Annotated in this window: 21 protein-coding genes, 1 other RNA gene and 1 pseudogene; 12 read left to right on the forward strand and 11 right to left on the reverse strand. The window is 47.6% G+C overall.

The features are described 5' to 3' along the window. The coding region (locus tag NNO04_RS11485; protein WP_442870732.1) for a tetratricopeptide repeat protein at nt 1–382 on the forward strand (382 nt) is incomplete at its 5' end. Nucleotides 383–615: 233 nt separating this feature from the next. Here NNO04_RS11485 and NNO04_RS22885 read toward each other — a convergent pair. Next, nucleotides 616–810: pseudogene (locus NNO04_RS22885) on the reverse strand (arsenic metallochaperone ArsD family protein); the annotation flags it as partial. A 258-nt stretch (nt 811–1,068) separates the two neighbouring features. On the opposite strand from NNO04_RS22885, the gene NNO04_RS11495 reads away from it, so the two are divergent. The 7 genes from NNO04_RS11495 (at nt 1,069) to NNO04_RS11525 (ending at nt 8,070) form a co-directional block, all read left to right on the forward strand. Continuing rightward, on the forward strand, nt 1,069–2,088 hold the full coding sequence (locus NNO04_RS11495; RefSeq protein WP_271444764.1) for a TRAP transporter substrate-binding protein: 1,020 nt from the start codon (nt 1,069–1,071) through the stop codon (nt 2,086–2,088). Nucleotides 2,089–2,155: 67 nt separating this feature from the next. Further along, complete coding sequence (locus tag NNO04_RS11500; protein ID WP_162381995.1) at nt 2,156–2,626, forward strand: TRAP transporter small permease; 471 nt, start codon at nt 2,156–2,158, stop codon at nt 2,624–2,626. A gap of 17 nt (nt 2,627–2,643) precedes the next feature. Beyond that, a complete protein-coding gene (locus NNO04_RS11505; RefSeq protein ID WP_162381996.1) occupies nt 2,644–3,921 on the forward strand; it encodes a TRAP transporter large permease subunit in 1,278 nt (425 codons plus the stop codon). Nucleotides 3,922–4,056: 135 nt separating this feature from the next. After that, nucleotides 4,057–5,040, forward strand: coding sequence for a sugar kinase (locus NNO04_RS11510; protein ID WP_271444820.1), 984 nt, complete (start codon nt 4,057–4,059; stop codon nt 5,038–5,040). After that, nucleotides 5,037–6,017: an NAD(P)-dependent oxidoreductase gene (locus NNO04_RS11515; protein ID WP_271444765.1), complete on the forward strand. Its 981-nt coding sequence runs from the start codon at nt 5,037–5,039 to the stop codon at nt 6,015–6,017. The genes NNO04_RS11510 and NNO04_RS11515 overlap by 4 nt, the downstream gene beginning before the upstream one ends. 171 nt (nt 6,018–6,188) lie before the next feature. Beyond that, nucleotides 6,189–7,205, forward strand: coding sequence for a LacI family DNA-binding transcriptional regulator (locus NNO04_RS11520; protein ID WP_271444766.1), 1,017 nt, complete (start codon nt 6,189–6,191; stop codon nt 7,203–7,205). 97 nt (nt 7,206–7,302) lie between these two features. Next, nucleotides 7,303–8,070, forward strand: coding sequence for a sugar phosphate isomerase/epimerase family protein (locus NNO04_RS11525; RefSeq protein WP_271444767.1), 768 nt, complete (start codon nt 7,303–7,305; stop codon nt 8,068–8,070). Nucleotides 8,071–8,103: 33 nt separating this feature from the next. Here the strand turns inward: NNO04_RS11525 and NNO04_RS11530 are convergent, their stop codons facing one another. Beyond that, on the reverse strand, nt 8,104–8,787 hold the full coding sequence (locus tag NNO04_RS11530; RefSeq protein ID WP_271444768.1) for an EAL domain-containing protein: 684 nt from the start codon (nt 8,785–8,787) through the stop codon (nt 8,104–8,106). Between the two features lie 136 nt (nt 8,788–8,923). Here NNO04_RS11530 and NNO04_RS11535 point away from each other — a divergent pair, with 136 nt between their 5' ends. Next, a complete protein-coding gene (locus NNO04_RS11535) occupies nt 8,924–9,715 on the forward strand; it encodes a BRO-N domain-containing protein (RefSeq protein ID WP_271444769.1) in 792 nt (263 codons plus the stop codon). Nucleotides 9,716–9,805: 90 nt separating this feature from the next. Here NNO04_RS11535 and NNO04_RS11540 read toward each other — a convergent pair whose 3' ends face one another. From NNO04_RS11540 to NNO04_RS11555, 4 genes are all read right to left on the reverse strand, one after another. Beyond that, nucleotides 9,806–10,420 carry an inovirus Gp2 family protein gene (locus tag NNO04_RS11540; protein ID WP_271444770.1) on the reverse strand — a complete coding sequence of 205 codons (615 nt, stop codon included), beginning with the start codon at nt 10,418–10,420 and terminating at the stop codon, nt 9,806–9,808. 309 nt (nt 10,421–10,729) lie between these two features. Beyond that, nucleotides 10,730–11,374 (reverse strand): recombinase family protein, encoded by a 645-nt coding sequence (locus NNO04_RS11545; RefSeq protein WP_442870733.1) that lies wholly within the window; start codon nt 11,372–11,374, stop codon nt 10,730–10,732. A gap of 80 nt (nt 11,375–11,454) precedes the next feature. Continuing rightward, the gene (locus tag NNO04_RS11550; RefSeq protein WP_271444771.1) at nt 11,455–12,168 is read right to left on the reverse strand and encodes a hypothetical protein; all 714 of its coding nucleotides are present in this window, start codon (nt 12,166–12,168) and stop codon (nt 11,455–11,457) included. A 160-nt stretch (nt 12,169–12,328) separates the two neighbouring features. After that, nucleotides 12,329–12,541, reverse strand: coding sequence for a helix-turn-helix transcriptional regulator (locus NNO04_RS11555; protein ID WP_154681597.1), 213 nt, complete (start codon nt 12,539–12,541; stop codon nt 12,329–12,331). A gap of 446 nt (nt 12,542–12,987) precedes the next feature. Here NNO04_RS11555 and NNO04_RS11560 point away from each other — a divergent pair, with 446 nt between their 5' ends. After that, complete coding sequence (locus NNO04_RS11560) at nt 12,988–13,749, forward strand: hypothetical protein (protein ID WP_271444772.1); 762 nt, start codon at nt 12,988–12,990, stop codon at nt 13,747–13,749. A 64-nt stretch (nt 13,750–13,813) separates the two neighbouring features. On the opposite strand, the gene NNO04_RS11565 is transcribed toward NNO04_RS11560, so the two are convergent. From NNO04_RS11565 to smpB, 3 genes are all read right to left on the reverse strand, one after another. Next, entirely contained in the window at nt 13,814–15,055 is a 1,242-nt protein-coding gene (locus NNO04_RS11565) for an integrase (RefSeq protein ID WP_154681595.1), read from the reverse strand. Nucleotides 15,056–15,258: 203 nt separating this feature from the next. After that, nucleotides 15,259–15,622, reverse strand: a transfer-messenger RNA (tmRNA) gene (gene ssrA, locus NNO04_RS11570). A 250-nt stretch (nt 15,623–15,872) separates the two neighbouring features. Continuing rightward, nucleotides 15,873–16,355 carry an SsrA-binding protein SmpB gene (smpB, locus tag NNO04_RS11575; RefSeq protein ID WP_162382684.1) on the reverse strand — a complete coding sequence of 161 codons (483 nt, stop codon included), beginning with the start codon at nt 16,353–16,355 and terminating at the stop codon, nt 15,873–15,875. A 170-nt stretch (nt 16,356–16,525) separates the two neighbouring features. Here smpB and NNO04_RS11580 point away from each other — a divergent pair, with 170 nt between their 5' ends. Both NNO04_RS11580 and NNO04_RS11585 read left to right on the forward strand, forming a co-directional pair. Beyond that, nucleotides 16,526–16,963 (forward strand): type II toxin-antitoxin system RatA family toxin, encoded by a 438-nt coding sequence (locus NNO04_RS11580; protein ID WP_202882581.1) that lies wholly within the window; start codon nt 16,526–16,528, stop codon nt 16,961–16,963. Beyond that, nucleotides 16,953–17,243, forward strand: a complete 291-nt coding sequence (locus NNO04_RS11585) for an RnfH family protein (RefSeq protein ID WP_271444773.1) — start codon at nt 16,953–16,955, stop codon at nt 17,241–17,243. Before NNO04_RS11580 ends, NNO04_RS11585 begins: the two co-directional genes overlap by 11 nt. Before the next feature lie 106 nt (nt 17,244–17,349). On the opposite strand, the gene bamE is transcribed toward NNO04_RS11585, so the two are convergent. Beyond that, complete coding sequence (gene bamE / locus NNO04_RS11590) at nt 17,350–17,697, reverse strand: outer membrane protein assembly factor BamE (protein ID WP_271444774.1); 348 nt, start codon at nt 17,695–17,697, stop codon at nt 17,350–17,352. 149 nt (nt 17,698–17,846) lie between these two features. Next, nucleotides 17,847–19,508, reverse strand: coding sequence for a DNA repair protein RecN (gene recN, locus NNO04_RS11595; RefSeq protein ID WP_271444775.1), 1,662 nt, complete (start codon nt 19,506–19,508; stop codon nt 17,847–17,849). Nucleotides 19,509–19,586 lie beyond the last annotated feature (78 nt).

The raw sequence follows: 19,586 nt of genomic DNA on the forward strand, positions 1-19,586 counted from the left end.
GGCTAAAGGGGGGTTGGGTGCGTTGAGTCTGGTCAAACAGGCCCGTAGCGATCTGGAAAAAGCGATCAGCATCGACCCTAATGCCTTACAGGGTTCTGCCTGGACCAGCCTTGGGGCGCTGTATTATCAGGTTCCCGGCTGGCCGATTGGCTTTGGTGATAAAAACAAAGCCGACGAAATGCTGAAAAAAGCACTGGCGATCAATCCTGATGGCATCGATCCAAACTATTTTTATGGCGACTTTTTGCTGAAAGAGAAAAAGACTGACGAAGGAAAACGCTATCTGGAAAAGGCGCTTAAAGCACCGGCTCGGCCGGGACGTGAGATTGCTGACCAGGGACGCCATCGTGATATAGCAAAAGACCTGGAAAGTATTCAGTAAAATATACAGCCCCTGCGTTGTTATAACTCCTGGGGTTGTTGGTTTTAATAGTCCGTGTCACCTTTCCTCATTGGCGAAATCTCCGTGCTCGTACTGGTACCTCAAGGTAGTTTCTTACATAAATTGAGAGTCTGAGCCTGGGCAAAGCGGGGCTGATGGGCTGCGGGGAAAGAGAAATGAATCGCCACAGGTTTAACAGACACCTCTGAGTCATTTATGGACTGACCCCACCCCGGTAGACGATCCTGCCCTATAGTTGGACTGACCCCACACCCGTACTCGCTATGAACAAAGCTCACAGGCTGTTGTGCCAGATTGTAACGTTTGACTTCTACACCACGCCCTTTCAGCCATTGCACATCAGCAGAAAAATCGACCTGAACCTGATCGATATCTTAACCACAAACGCCGGTCCTGCAGCACTTCATTTACACTGAAACGGCAAAAATTGATGATTTGCTGCCAGAACGGATTCATTTTAACTGTGACTGCATTATCGATTATTAATCCGGACAGGCCATTAATCCTATATTTGTGACTGATATTTAATTTATGGATCATTTTTTTGATACATGGAATCGATTCCATATATCGTACCACTAACGGGTGCAAAGGCAGAAAATAGAGAGCCCCGTAACCAACATCCCCTACATTTATTCATGTCGTACAGACGGAAAACTATACATATGAAGAATACGAGAGCGCTTTTTACTTCAACCCTCATTGCTGCCAGCTTATCTTTGATATCTTTCACCTCCCAGGCCGCCGATATCAGCTCCCGAAACCTGAAAATGCCTATCGTCAACGCGATTGATCACCCGCAAGGTATCGGTGCCAAAGTTTTTGTTGATGAGGTGGCTAAACACTCAGACAACAAAATTAAGATTAAAATTTTCCCGAACGGCACTCTGGGTGGCGAGCAGCAAGTCGCCTCCGCCATGCAGGGGGGCACAATTGAAGTTTCCATGATGTCACCGGCGCAAATCGTCGGCACTATTCCGGAGTTTGTGGCTCTGGACTTCCCGTTCTCGTTTAAAAATACCGCACAAGCTGATGCTGTTCTGGACGGCCCGTTTGGCCAGAAACTGCTGGATTACATGCCAGCAAAAGGTTGGGTGGGACTGGCCTATATGGAACAGGGCTACCGCAGTATCAGTAATAACAAACACCCGATCACGAAACTGGAAGATGTGAAAGGATTGAAGATCCGTACCATTCTCAACCCGTTGTATGTCGACATGTTTAATGCGCTGGGTGCAAACGCAGTACCGCTGCCAATGCCGGAACTCTACACTGCCATGGAAACCCGTACGGTCGATGGTCAGGAAAACCCGGAAACGTCTGTTGATGCCAACAAATACTATGAAGTACAGAAGTATTTCAGCGGCACTCGTCATATCTATAATCCACAATTGCTGATGGTGAGCAAAAAGCTGTGGGACAAACTGTCTGACGACGAGAAGAAAATCTTCAAAGATGCATCAATTGTTGCCCGTGATGCTCAGCGTAAAGCCGCTCGTGATATGACCGAGGTTTCCCGTAAGAACCTGATTGAAAAAGGTATGCAGCTCAATGAATTGGCACCAGAAGAAATCGAGCGTATGCGTGTTGCTGTAGAGCCGGTGACACAAAAATATGCAGCGAAGCTGGACCCGGCCCTGCTCAAGCAATTCCAGGATGAGCTTGAAAGAACAAAAGACCTGTAATTTATCTCTTCCAGCGGCGCGTTTTATTTCGCGCCGCTAGCAGGTTTTCGTTCAAGGAAAATACTCCATGGCAACCCTAGAAAAATATATTCTCCGCACTATCAACTTCATCATTGTTTTTTGCCTGGCCTCTATGATGTTAATGGTCTTTGTTAACGTCATTCTGCGATACGGATTTAATTCAGGCATTACTTTTTCCGAAGATGTCTCCCGGCTGTTTTTCGTCTGGTTGACATTTTTAGGGGCCATCGCCGCGATGAAAGATGGTACCCACATTCGGGTCGATTCGCTGGTTGAAAAAATGCCTCGCTGGGGGAAACAGGTCTGTGAATTAGTCGGCAACGCGTTAATACTGTTCGTATGCTGGCTCCTGTTGCAAGGGGGTTGGCAGCAAACTGTCATTAATATCGATACCGTTTCCCCGGTAACTGGCTGGCCGATGGCTGTTTTGTATATAACCAGCGTTGTCGCCAGCATTGGTATTGCGCTGTACGCCTTCAAAAACATTTTTCGTCTTTTCCTCAACAAAAAACATTAATCTGAGGATAGTTACACATGACAGTCCTTATTTTCCTTGGCATTCTGCTGAGTGCTATTGCTATCGGCATTCCCATTTCTTTTTCGCTGTTTCTGAGTGGTGTCGGTTTGATGTGGCATCTCGACCTGTTTGATGCCCAGTTGATTGCGCAAAATGCTGTAGATGGCACAAACAATTTCGTTCTGCTTGCTGCGCCGTTCTTTATGCTGGCGGGGGAGTTCATGAACGCCGGTGGCCTGTCACGCCGTATTGTCCGTATGGCACTGGCACTGGTTGGTCACATTCCCGGCGGGCTGGGTTACGTTGCTGTATTCGCCGCCATCCTGATGGCCAGTCTCTCTGGCTCTGCGCTGGCTGATACCACCGCACTGGCCGCCATGCTGTTACCGATGATGCGCGAAGCCGGGTACAACCTGAACCGTTCTGCGGGGCTGATTGCGTGTGGAGGCGTCATTGCGCCGGTTATTCCTCCCAGTATTGGTTTGATTCTGTTTGGTGTTGCTGCTCAGGTTTCCATCACCAAACTGTTTATGGGCGGTATCGTTCCGGGGATCCTGATGGGGGTCAGTATTCTGATTACCTGGTGGTTTGTCTCCCGTCGTGACAACGTTGTCACGTTCGAAAAACCGACCCGTGCTGAAGTGTGTCAGGCCTTTAAAGAAGGCATCTGGGCGATGATCCTGCCATTCATCATTCTGTTTGGTCTGAAATTTGGCATCTTCACGCCGACGGAAGCCGGGGTTGTTGCTGCCGTATACGCACTGTTTGTCGGCAAATTTATATACAAAGAGCTGAAGTTTAGCGATCTGTATGGCCTGTTCCTGAATGCCGGGAAAATGACCGCAGTCGTCATGTTCCTCGTCGGCGGCGCGATGGTGACCTCATGGTTGATCACAGTAGCCGATTTACCTGGTGAACTAATCACGTTGCTTGAGCCATTTATGGATCATCCAACCCTTTTCCTGCTGATTCTGGTCACGCTGTTGTTTGTTATCGGCACCGCAATGGATCAGACGCCAATTATCCTGATCCTGGCGCCAGTACTGATGCCGGTGGTGAAAGCAGTGGGTATCGATCCAATCTACTTTGGCGTGATCTTTGTGATGATTACCGCACTGGGACTGATTACCCCACCAGTGGGCACTTCCCTGAATGCCGTGTGTAGCGTAGGGAAACTTAAAATAGGTGAAGTGACTTGGGGAATGATGCCATTCCTGATGGCCGAATTTCTGGTGGTCGTCCTGCTGATTATCTTCCCTGAACTGGTGACGGTTCCCCTCGAATGGTTTAGTTAACTAACTGCTGTGTTATACCGTATTTCTTCATGCTAATCGGCAATAACACATTGATATAAAACCCTGAGACATCAGCCAGTTATGGCTGACGTCTCAGGGCTGGATGAGTTTTTAAGGAGTACGATTACTGTGACAGTGAACCTTATATCCTCACGTGATACCCATAATAATCTGGATCTGGTCACTATTGGCGAAGCCATGGCTATGTTTGTTGCCGAAGAGTATGGCGATTTGGCTGACGCGGAACACTTCATTAAACGCATCGCTGGCGCGGAGTTGAATGTGGCTACCGGCATCGCAAGATTGGGGCTTCGGGCAGGTTGGGTTAGCAGAGTCGGCACAGATGCGTTTGGTCGCTATGTTCTGAACTGTCTGGAAAAAGAAGGCATCAGCTTTCAGCAGGTGACGACCGATACAGAGTACGCCACCGGATTTCAAATCAAGTCGCGGGAAAAAGAGGGAGCAGATCCTGTCGTGCAATATTTCCGCAAAAACTCGGCCGCCAGTCATCTCTCGCTGGCCGATTTTTCCGCCGACTATTTTCTCACCGCCCGTCACCTTCATCTGACGGGGGTGGCAGCGGCACTCTCGGAAAGTGTTCTGGCGTTATGCCACCATGCCGCAGACGCGATGATTGCTGCCGGGAAAAGCGTCTCTTTTGACCCCAATCTGCGGCCTGTATTGTGGCGTGATACACCCACGATGGTGAATACCTTAAATGCCCTCGCCTTTAAAGCAAAACTGGTAATGCCAGGCCTGAGTGAAGGGAAAATACTCACCGGCCACGAACATCCTGAGGCGATTGCCGACTTTTACCTTAATCAGGGCGTGAAGGCCGTTGTCATCAAACTTGGGCCGCAAGGCGCATGGTTTAAATCTGCTCATGGCGAACAGGCAACAATACCGGGCTTTCCGGTCACAAACGTGGTGGACACGGTCGGTGCCGGCGACGGTTTTGCGGTTGGTGTACTGAGCGGATTAATTGAAGGAAAAATGCTATCCGAAGCCGTGCGACGAGGCAATCTTCTGGGTTCCCTGGCCGTTCAGGTGCCTGGTGACAGCGAGGGACTCCCCCATCGCGAACAGTTGAACTTACTTGAACAGGAGAGTGCTCTTTGAAACCTGCCATCGTATTGTACAAACGTATTCCGGATGCGCTGTACCACAAACTGGAAACCTGTTTTGAGGTGCGCTTTTTCGATGGGATCAACGACACGAATCGGGTCGCAGTAAAAGCTGCTCTCCAGGATGCCCAGGGGATGATCGGCGCCAGTGTGCCGGTACGTGATGCGTTGCTGGACTGCGCTCCCCATCTGAAAGCCATCTCGACTATCTCTGTCGGTGTCGATCAATTTGATATTCATGACCTGACACGACGCGGTATTTTGCTGATGCATACCCCTTCGGTATTAACGGAAACAACCGCAGATACGATCTTTATGCTGCTGATGATGACCGCTCGCCGCGCCTGTGAACTGGCTGAATGGGTGAAAGCCGGACACTGGACGGGCAGCATTGATGCATCAATGTACGGTGTGGACATCAACCATAAGACGATAGGTATTGTCGGCATGGGACGTATTGGTGCCGCCCTGGCACGTCGGGCGAATGCCGGATTTGGTATGCAGGTGTTATACGCCAACGAAACGACGAATAGCGAAGTGGAACAACATTACGGCGCGCGTCGTTGCCCGCTGGATCAGTTGCTGGCAGAAGCAGACTTTATCTGTCTGACCTTACCGCTGACACCGCAGACAGAAAAAATGATCGATGCTCGCTGTCTGGCACAAATGAAACCTGGCGCTATCCTGGTCAACGGGGCCAGAGGAAAAATCGTGGATCAGCAGGCGTTAATTCATGCATTAAAACACGGTGTTATCCGCGCCGCAGGACTTGATGTCTTTGAAACCGAACCGCTGCCTGCCGACTCAGAACTGTTGCAATTACCCAATGTTGTCGCGTTACCGCATATTGGTTCTGCTACTCATGAAACCCGTTACAACATGGCGGCCTGCGCCGTCGATAACCTGATTACCGCCCTGACCGGTACGGTCACGCAAAATGGGTACAATCTGCACCAGCTGATTCAGCGTTAACCTGGCGTCAGGATAAATAAAGGAATACACCATTCTGACAGAATGAGTGCTCCTGCGGCGGTATTACCAAATACGATGTTAAGAATCATTGTAATTAAGCCCTCAGAGGCACCAGTGAACAACCCGGATTTTACGTCAGGGCGTTCGTAGATAATGATGAGAAAAGTACCTATGGAACCATCACCGCGCCCTACCATCAAAGATGTTGCCCGAACGGCGCAGACAGGAAAAACCAGCGTTTCACGTTATTTGAATGGTGAAAAACATCTTCTCTCTGCTCCACTGCTGGCGCGGATTGAAAAAGCCATTGCCGACCTTGGATACCGCCCAAGCCTGATGGCACGCGGTTTAAAGCATGGGCGAAGCCGTCTTATTGGTCTGATTATCGCCGATATCACCAATCCCTATTCAATCGACGTGCTCAGCGGTATCGAAGCTGCGTGCCGTAAAAATGGGTTTACCCCGCTGATTTGTAATGCCAATAATGAGGGCGTTCAGGAGCAACACTATCTCGATTTACTGCTCAATTATCAGGTTGAAGGGATGGTCGTCAACGCGATACACATGCCTGAGGATACGCTGGATCGGCTTAAGCAGTCGGCGCTACCGATGGTGCTCATTGACCGTAAGATCCCCCATTTCATCTGTGACAGGGCCGCACTGGACAATGACCAGGCAACAACGCTGGCCACAGAACACCTTGTCACACAAGGATTTGAAGCCATTCTTTTCCTGAGTGAGCCGATCGGTACCGTCAATACCCGTCGGGAACGCCTGAATAACTTTCATGCCACTCTCGCCCGTTATCCTGAGATTGTGGCGGACAATGCCGAAATACCACTGACACAAGGCAACCTTCTTGATGACACATTGCGCCAGTTTCATACCCGTTACCGTGGCATGCGCAAAGCGGTTATTTCCGCTAACGGCGCCTTAACGTTACAGGTTGCCCGCTCCCTGAAACGTATTGGTCTGCAATGGGGGAGCGATATCGGCCTGCTGGGATTCGACGAACTGGAATGGGCTGAACTGGCTGGCGTTGGTATCACCACACTCAGACAACCCACCTGGCAAATTGGTTATGCTGCCGCCGAACAGGTGATCCGTCGTATTGGCGGCGCCAAAGATCCCGTCAATGAGCAGTTATTCCCTGGTGAATTGCGGGTGCGCGGTTCAACGGTTCGTTAGTTTTCTTTTATGACTGTCAGCACGTGATAAATATAACTTGTATGGGATCGATTTCATTCAGGGCTAAAACCAGGATTTGATGGTAACGGAGCGATAAGTGAGCAGAAAAATTATTGTGGTAACCGCCGCCTATGGCTATGAGACCGTACGAGCAGCGGGTGGGCAGGTGGCCATGTTGCCCGTAATAGCGCAGTCTGGTGCGCAAGGCGTCGAAATTCGCCGGGAGATGTTTTCAGTTGAAGAGTTAAACCACTTACCTTCGCTGGCGCACTCCATCAGGAATCATAATTTGCAGGCATGTTACTCTGCGCCTGAGCCATTGTATCTGCCGGACAGTTCGCTCAACCCGCAAATACCAGCGCTGCTTGAGGAGGCCCGTACCCTTAATGCGCAGTGGCTGAAAGTGTCGCTGGGGCACTTTGGTCAGGATCCGGCAGTGGAAACATTGCGGCGCTGGCTTGCCGATACTGGCGTACCGCTGGTGGTGGAAAATGATCAGACTGAATGCGGGCAGTTGCCGGTAATGCAGCGTTTTCAGTCTACCTGCCGCACACTGGAACTGCCTGTCACGTTGACGTTTGATATGGGTAACTGGCTGTGGGCGGGCTCTTCGCCGGAAGAGGCCGCTCATCAACTGGCACCGTCTGTCAGCTATATCCATGTGAAAGCGGCTGAACCTTATCAGAATACCTTTCGTGCGATTGCGCCTGAGCCAGCCTCTTCGCGCTGGCTGACATTACTGCAGTTATTACCCACTGAGGCGCCACTCGGGATTGAGTTTCCCCTGGAAGGTCCGGATTTGACAGCCGTGACTCAATATTACGTTACGTTAATGCGAAAGGCGGGCAGGCACAGCCCGGATTGATTCTTCGAACTTAAATTGACCGCTACAAGACACTTAAACTGAAGCGTAAAATTGTCTGGCGAACTCATCCATGGGGATGGGTTTACCGTATAAATACCCCTGCAGATAAGTCACGTTGCGTGCTTTCAGATATGCTGCCTGAACTTCATTTTCAACCCCTTCTGCCACGGTTTGCAGGTGTAACCAGGAGGCCAGATCAATGATATTGTCGATGATATGGACTGAGTGCGAATCGATGCCAATATTGCTGACAAAGCTCTTGTCGATTTTAAGGACATCAACGTTGAAGCTTTGCAAATACTTGAGGCTGGAATTACCCGTGCCAAAATCATCAATGGCGATCAGCACCCCCAGCTTGTGCAGTTCTGCCACCAGCCTTTCCGTCGCACCATCAGTGACCAGCAACTCCCGATCGGTGAGCTCCAGAACCAGCTTAACAGGGTTGTCACTGAATGCCTGGATGAAGGTCCGGCAGTCCTCCACCAGATTGAAGTCTTTGAACTGGCTGGCACTGATATTGAAAGCGAAATGAAAATCTTTCGGCAATAAGTGAACCATAGGAGCAAACTGTTTACGTACCTGAACCATCAATGCCTGGGTCATCGGCACAATGAGGTTACAGCGTTCAGCTAAAGGGATGAAACTGTCCGGTGGGATAATGCCGAGTGTGGGATGTGTCCACATTACGTGGGTAAGATCAAAGGTTCGTTGACTCACCAGAACCCAGACCTTTCAGATTCTAATGCGGTGATCTGGCGGGCGATACCTATTAGCCGCAAAGCAGTCTAGAGCTGGCAGGTTAAGATCAGTATAATGGCCTGATATACATCCACAATTTGTAATGTGAGAAACGATGAATAGTAACCTGACCAAGATATGTTACCGTGGTGAGACTGGTGAAAGCGATCTAAGAACGTTGATGTTTGGCGAGATTCTATACATCTCATTACGGGATGTTTTAGTCACGCTTAATAAAGAAAACAGAGAATTAAACGCTGACTACACTGTAAAATCGATGGCAGGGATCATCAGGGCTCAATTGCAGGCGCTTGATCCTGACGAATATATGACAACAGACGTTGAGAATGGTGTGTTTGAGGGGCAAAAAGAAATTTTTGTCACTCAGCCTGGTTTGTATCGCGTCATGTCGAGTGACCGAAGCGCTGCCGGTAAGCGGTTTCAAAAATGGTTATTTCATGAAGTCATACCATCACTGACTAAACATGGCGTTTACCCACCTCCACCAGAAGCGAAAGGTTCGGCCCTTGCACAAATGGCAGAAATCCTTGCACAAAACTCACGAGCATTGGCTGATGCTATCCATAGACATGAGAAATTGGTAGAAGATGTCTCGCAGGTTAAAGGCAAGGTTGCAGATGTCGAAAGCCGCTTGAACCTACTGGAATCTGCACCTTCAGTTGTCACTGAAGACATGCAGTCCCTTGATAGTCGGCTCGCTTTTTTGGACATGAGCATGGAAGAAAAACACACCACTGAGACTTTAGCCTGGTGTGAAAACATTTCAATCCAAAATAACAGGAAGGTGGTTCGCAAGGATTGCAGAGAGAACTCACTCTTTACAACGCAGACTATCGACGAAGCGATAGCTATAATGACTGAAAGTGGGAAAATTACGCCAAATTGAAGACCCGGGGGTTCAGGTTATCTGCTGGCTATATCATTGAACTCTGTCGTAAAAAAGGCCTTCCCACGCAGAGAAGGCCCAATACGAGGGTTACTTACGGCTACCACCGAAGTTACGTTCCCCTTCTTCGTAATTTTTGCTTTCGAGTTTGGTCAGGTAGTCCAGCCGTATGAACAACATACCGTACTCATAGATATAATCCGGAGAGTTTTGATCCAGAATATATCGACAGTTTTCAGGGAAGTGGACCAGCCCATGGTAGTCTTCCATATCCATGCCTAACGCGCTGTACCAGGCTCTGGTAATCATCATGCGTAAGCTGGTATCAACTTTGTCATCACCTAAATGCTTGTAAGCCTGTTCGTTAAATATCAGGCAAACGTGGAAGTGGCATTTGCCTGACTGGCTGTATTCTTTAGCCCACAGACTACGCAGTGTATTGGGGTGGACCCGTGTACCGTTACGTCTCCTGCGGCGTTCACTGTTTTTAAGTATCTCTTTTAGTGAGTTAATAAACCGGGATATTGCGCCTGGTTCCAGGTTAGGGAAGCAGCAGACGGTATCTTCCAGTATTGGGGGATAATGAGTATCAACACGCACAACAGTAATGCTGGTATAATCATCCGTGGCATAATCGATCACCTCCTGCATGGTATCCAAATTTTCTTCGTTGTGTAATCCATGAGTTCCTAAGTACGTTTTCATAATATATACCTATGTGCTTGGTCCTACGGTCTGTCAGGGACCATATAGGGGATTGCCATACAGGCAGGGAAATGTTTAATCAAAGTTAGGGGTATATACTGGTCTCAGATCCTAGTACTGGCATACTGTTGTGATCTGATTGGTAATATACCTTTTAGCTCCCCATTAACAGGTAGCAATAGGGTAAGGGTGATATAACGATCAGTATAGTAGCCATTATAATACCTTTTCCTACACCTAAATTTGAAACGAACGCAGCCCCAGCCTGTGATGGCTGTTAAAAAATTACTCTGCAATTAGCTTTTGAAACTAACCGATAATTCCGTTACTCCAGTGCCGTTTAACGGTAGATAAGCTGATACCCAATTTCTTAGCTGTCTCTGCCTGACTGTATCTGGCTGACTTAAGCTTTGTGATATCATTTCTGTATTTGCTGCCCTCCTTTCTCCCTAATGGTTTTTTAACATGCCGATATCTGCTTTTGGTTGATTTCAGATTATGTATGTCGATCGTACTCTGACGTGCTATCAAATAAGACATACAGCTTTCTGCAGAAGGTTCTATCCTTGAGTCAGGATGGTAACTGTAGATGAAAATGTCTTTTTGAAGGCAAAAAAATAAAATTTCCTGTAAGTCCTCCACTGTTCTGCCAAGACAGCTTAAATCAGGAATGACAAGCATGTCCTGTCGGTTCATTTCATGGTTAATCAATTGCCTGAGCAAACGTTGTTTTGAAACAACCTCCTTAATATCTACCTGCTCGATCACAACATGTTCAGGTGGAATATTAAACTTCTGGCATATCTCTGTAAGCGAGTGATGATCTTCTATGCTCTCTTGCTGTCCACTACTGCACATGGTGTAAAAAAATGAACGCATCTGATGCACTCCGGTGTCAGAAATTATTTTGTGATATCTGAACTCTTCTGCTTGTACAAAAAATAACCACGTAATAGAAAGTGATTGTCAAAGTTAATTTGATTGTTAAAGCTTTTTTTAACTTTTCATAATTGTTTGTTCTTCTCTGTTAATCCTTAGTTTCTGCTCTCCCGTGAGTATGGGTTTATAATAATGTCATCCGGTGTGTTAACACAGTTGGAAGCATCTGTTTTGCGGATCACTGGCAGCATAATTATCATCTCATTCACATGGTAAATATCTATCCAGCAAATAACCGGATAAGGCATCACAACCTCCTTTCTTCTTAGAACTTCATTTACTCCAAATATAATCAATTGGGATGTGGAAAAGAGTCGAACTTCTCCAACATCAAAGTAATAGTCCTCAAAGGAGGTTTTATGGATAAGAATAATGTTCGAATCTCCTGAGACACTTTGTTTAGTCTCATCAAATTTCCTCTGGTTGTAAATGTAGATTGCTTTTTCCATATCGTAATCCTCCCTTAACGAGGAAAGTCTTTCACGTAAAACTATCTTTTCATCTTTCCCCATGAATTCATCATTGGCGTTCAGCTGAAAGTAATCCGAAACGGGGATTTTTAACGGACTCCTGATATTCGTCTTCCAGATTAATGAACAGTGTTCTTCCTGTGTTATGCCTAGAGCCCCCCTTGCACGATTAATGCTTTCTTTTATAGTGAATTTTAGCAGGTCATTTTTTAGTTCCTTTATTGACCATTGATAACGAAGACATTGTTCAAATATATGTACCGTTAACGCTACAGAGTCCGATATGACTGAGGAAAGGGATGTATTATTCATTCTGGCATAACGCTCAAGCGTTCCCATCTCAGATTCATTTTTGTGCGTAAATGTGTATTTTTTACTGGAAATATTTATTACTCCTCATAATTGACATTGCTATTAATTAATCCTGTTCGTAAAGGGATCGATAATTAATCAGTAAAAAATCATCCTGCATCAATGCACAATGAAAATGTCCCCTTTCTTACTCGATCGCCTGGGTCCGTTGTAAAATCCATTCGTCTATTTCAGCCTCTATCCAGCCGACAGATTGCAGTCCTAGACGACGTTGCTTAGGGAACGTTGGGTCATAGCGTGGTGATTTAGGGTTGATCCAGTCATAGATTGTTGAACGTGACATGCCCGTTTTATCGATTACTGTAGAAAGACGAAGTATTTTAACATTAGATTTGCTCATACATGATTACCTTAAATCGCTGTGCTCTGGATGACGTGAGATTAGCTTTAAGGCATATGATCTAAAATACAGGTGCCAAAAAAACTTTCTTTTACGAGTGGCAGGCCAGTATATCATTGAAAATTAATTGTTTTATTTTTGCAGGGCAGTTTTTTCGAGTTACACATGCAGTTATGTTGGGTGCCAGCAATGGTGTTGACAGAACACCCGCGACAATCTGAAGGATTCCGAGCGTTGTATGCCATACCGTAATTAGTGGAACTCACAGCATTCAGTCATGCTTATGCTGATTCTGGATTACTAGCGGGAAGTATGGCAAACCGTTACCTCCTGTCTTCACGTCTGGTGTTTCATTCAGCTAAGTAGTAAAAATGAGCAAGGGATGGCAGGGCAAGATCAAGAACAGATGATATTGTGTAACTGACTAATAAAGGATGACATGGAATATGCTGGATGTTTTTTGCTCAGACTTTGAAGGAAAAAGAGACAGATTAAAGACCTGCCTTGAAGGTTCTGGCTTTCTTTACAGACATTCTATCCTTAAGAGTCTGTCACTTCTGGATGGTACGAATGAAAGCCAGGAATTTGAGTTGTTGCAGGTGAAAATATATTATCGTGATGATATTCAACGCTGGGAACATCTCAGAACTAAGTGGACTGTGATGTCTGTAATCGAGGGTTCGCAAAGTCTTAAATACTTTTTCAAAACGAATCTGATGGCTGCAGGGTTATTCCAGCGCTATGGAAGAGATATGTGGGATATCAATCAAACGATTGCGATCAAGTCTTTCTTACGGGCGAGTACAATCTTGGGGGAGTGTATTGGCATTGCAGGCTATGGCCCTTTGCTACCTTCGGAACTGGCATCAGAAAAGGAGAAGATGGCTAAGAAAAAACAGTCAGCTAGAAAGGGGGGGGGGGCGAAAGCTGAATTATATCTTCCGGTAAAAGAAGAGACGATAAGATTGCTCCACCAATATGTTCCCACGAATGGTGGATGGAAAAATAAAACGGTTGCAGCAAAGGCAATAGAAGCAGATTTAGTCGCCTTTGTACAAAATTTGAAATCTCAGAACAAAAACTTGGATCTTAATGAAGAGGATATCACAACAGTCGTCAAACGTTGGGAACGCAATGATGAAAGAGTGAAGGCTGCATTTGAAGATACGGTTAAACAAAAGATACCCGGGATGAATGACTCTGATTAGAACTTCCCGTTATTTTTTAGTAAAAAATAAGAACCGCGCCTTTGAAGGCGCGGATTAAGTAGAATCAAACAACAAGCTTTAATACTCCGACACTACATTCGACTATACTTCCCTTATCTGCAGTTTTAACAAAGTCAGCCCACCATTGCATCATAGGACGACGTTGCTCAAGGTAATCACTGCGGTTATAAGCGCGACGTACCTCATTTTTGTCTACATGAGCCAGTGCTGCTTCAATGACATCAGGCGGAAATCCTTCCTCATTGAGTGCCGTACTAGCGATAGAACGTAAACCGTGTGATACGAGTACGCCTCCTAAGCCAGCACGCTTGAGTGCTGCATTCACTGTTTGGCTGTTCATTGGCTGGGTTGGTTTGATACGACTGGGAAAGATAAATTCTCGACCACCGCTGAGAGACTTCATCATTTCCAGAATAGCGAGAGCCCCATCAGATAATGGAACCGTATGGTCCCGGTTCATTTTCATTCGAGCAGCAGGAATTTTCCATTCGCTGGCATTGAAATCGATTTCATCCCATCGAGCCTCAGCAGCTTCGGCAGGGCGGGTGATGGTGAGAAGTTGCCACATGAACAGGCATCTTGTGGACAAGCTGATACTTGCCGTACGCATAGTCTGCATTAGCTGTGGAAGTTGATCCGGGCGGATGCTTGGCATGTTTTTCTTTTGCGGTTTCTCGAATGCTTTCCCGATGTTTACGCTGGGAACCGCATCAATCAGGCCCGTGTTCTGCGCATAAATCATGACTTCGTTAATACGCTGACAAAGGCGGCGAACAGTCTCTAATGCACCTCTGGCCTGAACCGGTTGAACTGCTTTAACCAGAGTATGAGCCTTAATCTCAGTGACACTGATATCACCGATTGCTGGAAAAACATCTCTCTCAAGTGAGCGCCAGATATCGTCGGCATAGTCCTCTGTTACGCTGGCTTTCTTCACATTCCACCAACGTTCGGCGACTAACAAGAAAGTGTTGGTTTTGGCCTCTTGTGAATTTCTGACCTGTTCTTTCTGATGTTCCTGGGGATCAATGTCTTTCGCCAATAAAACTTTAGATTCGGCTCTGAGTTTACGTGCATCAGAAAGCGAGACGGCAGGGTAGGCACCGAAGCTCTGTTTGGTTCTCTGCTTGGTTAGAGGCCGATAGTAACGGAACTGCCAGAGCTTACTACCGCTGGACTTGATTAGCAGAGTAAGCCCATCACCATCATACAGCTGGTAATCGGCATCTTTAGGTTTGGCGGCTTTGATTTCCGTATCGGTTAACGGCTTGGTTTTTCTTGCCATGGGGAGTCTCCATGCGTTTAGGCCCAACGAAAACAATAGAGCTTTTCGTTGGGCCTATCAATGGGCCTAAAAGGTTCGGATTTAATTAGTTGGCTTCAGACTTCCCAGGACAAATTGAAGGCACAAAAAAGCCCGCAGGGCTTGCGCCGTGCGGGCTCTTAGGACTTCATCGGATGACTCTGGTAATCACCGATGGAGAATTTTGGTGGAGCTGGCGGGAGTTGAACCCGCGTCCGAAATTCCTACATCCTCGGTACTACATGCTTAGTCAGTCTTTACATTCGCCTGGCACCTGCGGACAGACACGCCACTACCAGACTAGCCTGATTAGTTTTAACGCTTCAACCCCAGGCAGGGCTTCCACGCGATCTCTTTTGGGTTTGACCTCTCTTTGATCCCCGTCTTAAGAGCGGAAGCTAGGGAGAGAGGGCTCAGAGCAGGTTATTAAGCTGCTAAAGCGTAGTTTTCGTCGTTTGCGACTATTTTTTTGCGGCTTTTTACGAGGCCAACCGCCCCTCGGCATGCACCTTGGGTTTCGCAAATCCCGTCGAATCCAGAATCAGCCCCAATGTGTTAAAGCAAGTATAACAGATTTGTGAAGTCCAATACCAGCCTGTATCTGGTTGCTTTGCGCTCATATAGCGCTTCTTTCATACGGTTATGTGGTTTATTCAAAGAGTCTGCGACGGTTTATTCGCTTGCAGAAGATCAACGCAGGCAATCATTCCTGGTTAATTTTTTGGAGATATTGCCTGGAGGTGAGTGTTGAGGAGTGACCAGCCGTAATAATGAATCTGGTCACAATTTTGGCTGGCGGTTATCGTCCTGCATTTTTCATGATACGGGCTTTATCCAACTGCCACTCACGCTCTTTCACATCCGAACGTTTATCGTGCTGTTTTTTACCTTTTGCTACGCCAATTTTCACTTTGCACCAGGCATTCTTCCAGTACAAAGAGAGTGCCACGACGGTGTAGCCTTCCCGATTCACGCGGCCATAGAGAGAGTCTAACTCACGTTGATTGAGCAGCAGTTTACGGGTACGGGTTGGATCGCACACGACGTGCGTAGAGGCCACCGCCATTGGTGTGAAGTTGGCCCCAAACAGGTATGCTTCGCCGTCTTTCAGGATCACATAGCTGTCGCCGATGTTGGCTTTACCTGCGCGCAAGGATTTGACTTCCCACCCTTGCAGGGCGAGTCCAGCTTCGAACTCTTCTTCGATAAAGTATTCGTGTCGGGCGCGTTTGTTAAGCGCGATGGTGGCTGAGCCAGGTTTGTGTGCTTTTTTCTTCGTCATAATGCCGCTCAGTATAGGTAATCTGGAATTGAAAAACACCCCATTATCATCCTGCAGGGGCAAGGCGTTATCTTAGCATGAACCCACGAGCACCTGACCTGAGGTATAGCGTTTTTTTTACCAGATGATAAATGGTATTATTTGTTCGATTTATGTTGATGGAAATAGCTATGCCTCAGATAAGCCGGACAGCTTTAGTACCTTACAGTGCGGAGCAGATGTATCAGTTAGTGAATGATGTTCAGTCCTATCCCCAGTTTTTACCTGGATGTATAGGGAGTCGTGTTCTGGAGTCAACGCCAGGGCAGATGACCGCTGCGGTGGACGTCTCGAAAGCTGGGATCAGCAAAACGTTCACCACACGCAATCAACTGACGGATAATCAGAGCATCCTGATGCATCTGGTCGATGGACCGTTTAAAAAACTGATTGGCGGCTGGAAGTTTACGCCGTTGAATCATGAAGCATGTCGCATTGAATTTCAGCTCGATTTTGAGTTTACCAATAAACTCATTGAGCTGGCATTTGGGCGTATCTTCAAGGAGCTGGCCTCTAACATGGTGCAGGCTTTCACCGTCCGCGCTAAAGAGGTTTACAGTGCCGGCTAAAATTGTCGTTGAGGTTGCCTACGCCTTGCCTGAGAAACAGTATTTGCAGCGTGTGACGCTGGCAGAGGGTGCGACGGTTGAAGAGGCTATCCGTGCTTCCGGGCTGCTGGAATTACGTACTGATATTGATCTCGCGAGGAACAAAGTCGGCATCTATAGTCGCCCGGTAAAACTTGTTGATGCGGTCCATGATGGTGATCGGGTTGAGATTTATCGGCCATTAATTGCTGATCCGAAAGAGTTGCGGCGACAGCGCGCAGAAAAATCAGGCAATAAATAGCCGTGACTAGCCCGGTATGGAGTTGAAATGTGTCAACGCTATTCAGGACGGGTCAGTCACAATAAAAAAGGTGCTCATTGAGCACCTTTTTTGGATATTAGCGACCTTACTTATTGTTGCTGGTCAGTGCTGGCTTGTTGTCGATATTGGTTAACACGCCGGTGCTGTTAAAGGTCAGCGTCAGAGTTTGTTGCGTTACACCTTCGTGCCCTGGTTGCTGACGGAACACATAAAACCATGTGTTGGTGCCAAACGGATCGGACATCATTGGAGTACCCAGAGCATAAGCAACTTGTTGTTGCGTCATGCCGACACGCACTTTGGATACATCATTAGGTGTCAGATAGTTTCCCTGGTTGATATCAGGACGGTAAACCACTCGCTCCAGAGTGGAACAGCCTGCAGTCAACATCAGTAGTACTGCTGCGGCAGCAGTCAGCGTTTTACAGCGCATAGTGATTTGATTCCTTTTCGGGCCCGAGCAGTACGCGGCTCATATGTAATATGCCGATGATAATAGACCTTTCACCACTTTAAAACCTTTTGGTGTCGGCTCTTACGGCGATTTCGTTGTGTACTCTGACCCTGAAGGTGAAAAAAAGTTTACGCTGCCAGCAGTTCTTTCGCGTTTGCGAGGGTATTGCGCGTCACTTCGCTACCGCCAAGTAAACGCGCTAACTCCTGCAGACGGGCTCGTTTGTCCAGCGGCTGCATGTGCGTTTCGGTCATTGCGCCGTCGGTTTCTTTACTGACGAAGAAGTGTTGATGGCCACATCCCGCTACTTGTGGTAAGTGGGTGACACACATCACCTGGGTAGATTCACCAAGCTGGCGTAGCAGTTTACCGACTACCGCAGCGGTTGGACCACTGATACCGACATCCACTTCATCAAAGATGAGCGCTGGAGTTTCCATCTTACGTGCAGTGATCACCTGAATAGCCAACGCGATGCGTGACAGCTCGCCACCGGAGGCCACTTTAGCAATCGGCTGCATTGGTTGCCCTGGGTTTGTGGTGACCTTAAATTCAACACGGTCAGCGCCGTCCACGCTTAAATGGTGCTCGTCAAACTTCACGTCGATGGCAAAGAACCCATGCGGCATGGAAAGGAGATGCATGCTTTCGGTAATGAGTTGCCCTAATTCCTGTGCATACAACTGGCGCTGACTGTGCAGCGCTTTCGCCGTTTCCAGCGCCTGATGATGATGCTTACTTACTGCCAGTGTCAGGGTTTCCAGAGAGTCAGCCTGGTCGTCAAGCTGCTGCTGTTCTTCCAGCAGAGACTGATAAAATTGCGGCAATGCTTCCGGGCTAACGTGATGTTTACGGGCCAGTGAGATCTGTTTGGAAATCCGCTGCTCCAGTTCAAACAGGCGGTTGGGATCTAAATCCAGACGGTCACAGTAGTGGCGCAGTTCATCACTGGCTTCAGTGAGCTGGATCGTGGCTTCTTCCAGCATGTCGAGAATGCCAGAGAGTTTACCATCCAGACCTGCCAGTTCACTGACCAGTTGTTTTGCCGTATACAGCTGACTTTGCAAATTAACGTCTTCGCTGTCGGCCAGGATTGCCAGCGCATTCTGACTGGTCGTGAGCAATTGCCCACTGTTGGCCAGACGCTTGTACTCTTCGTCTATTTGTTCAAATTCACCGGGTTGTGGGTTGAATTCGTTCAGCTCTTTTAGCTGGTATTGTAGTAATTCTGCCCGGGCGGCGCGTTCCTGACTTTGTTGCTGGTGATGCGCCAGATCGCGGCAGCTTTGATGCCACAGTTGATAACGTGCAGCCATTTCCTGAGTCAGCGTGGATTCATTCGCATAGCCATCAAGCAGATTTTTTTGATGCTCAGATCGGGTCAGCAGCTGATGTGCATGCTGACCATGAATTTGAATGAGCAACTGGCCGAGTTCGCGCAGCTGCGATAGGGGTACGGCGGTACCGTTGATGAAGCCGCGTGAGCGACCATCGCTACTGATTACGCGACGTAGCAAGCACTCGCGGCCTTCTTCAAGCTGATTTTCCTCAAGCCAACGTAGCGCGGCTGGGGTGTCTTTCAGAGAAAAGCGGGCGCACAAATCGGCACGCGAGGCACCAATACGCACCATGTCGGCATCGGCCCTCCCACCAAGACACAAGCCGAGCGCATCAATTGCAATGGATTTACCCGCCCCGGTTTCACCGGTGATGACGGTCATTCCGCTTTGAAAATCGATCTCGAGTTCACGAACGATAGCAAAATTGCTGATGGTCAGTTGTGCCAACATAGCTGTTTTCCTGTATGAAAAACCATGACTGTAATTGCATACAGTATAAACTGGTTTTTTATACAGTAAAGAGCCTGG

The sequence above is a fragment of the Citrobacter sp. Awk 4 genome (assembly GCF_028069725.1).
Classification (GTDB): Bacteria; Pseudomonadota; Gammaproteobacteria; order Enterobacterales; family Enterobacteriaceae; genus Citrobacter_D.

Bases quoted from the DNA above. Each gene is read 5' to 3' on its own strand.
- NNO04_RS11495 (WP_271444764.1), top strand. From the start codon at position 1,069: ATGAAGAATACGAGAGCGCTTTTTACTTCAACCCTCATTGCTGCCAGC.
- NNO04_RS11500 (WP_162381995.1), top strand. From the start codon at position 2,156: ATGGCAACCCTAGAAAAATATATTCTCCGCACTATCAACTTCATCATT.
- NNO04_RS11505 (WP_162381996.1), top strand. From the start codon at position 2,644: ATGACAGTCCTTATTTTCCTTGGCATTCTGCTGAGTGCTATTGCTATC.
- NNO04_RS11520 (WP_271444766.1), top strand. From the start codon at position 6,189: ATGGAACCATCACCGCGCCCTACCATCAAAGATGTTGCCCGAACGGCG.
- NNO04_RS11535 (WP_271444769.1), top strand. From the start codon at position 8,924: ATGAATAGTAACCTGACCAAGATATGTTACCGTGGTGAGACTGGTGAA.
- NNO04_RS11540 (WP_271444770.1), bottom strand. From the start codon at position 10,420: ATGAAAACGTACTTAGGAACTCATGGATTACACAACGAAGAAAATTTG.
- NNO04_RS11550 (WP_271444771.1), bottom strand. From the start codon at position 12,168: ATGGGAACGCTTGAGCGTTATGCCAGAATGAATAATACATCCCTTTCC.
- NNO04_RS11555 (WP_154681597.1), bottom strand. From the start codon at position 12,541: ATGAGCAAATCTAATGTTAAAATACTTCGTCTTTCTACAGTAATCGAT.
- NNO04_RS11560 (WP_271444772.1), top strand. From the start codon at position 12,988: ATGCTGGATGTTTTTTGCTCAGACTTTGAAGGAAAAAGAGACAGATTA.
- NNO04_RS11565 (WP_154681595.1), bottom strand. From the start codon at position 15,055: ATGGCAAGAAAAACCAAGCCGTTAACCGATACGGAAATCAAAGCCGCC.
- smpB (WP_162382684.1), bottom strand. From the start codon at position 16,355: ATGACGAAGAAAAAAGCACACAAACCTGGCTCAGCCACCATCGCGCTT.
- NNO04_RS11580 (WP_202882581.1), top strand. From the start codon at position 16,526: ATGCCTCAGATAAGCCGGACAGCTTTAGTACCTTACAGTGCGGAGCAG.
- bamE (WP_271444774.1), bottom strand. From the start codon at position 17,697: ATGCGCTGTAAAACGCTGACTGCTGCCGCAGCAGTACTACTGATGTTG.
- recN (WP_271444775.1), bottom strand. From the start codon at position 19,508: ATGTTGGCACAACTGACCATCAGCAATTTTGCTATCGTTCGTGAACTC.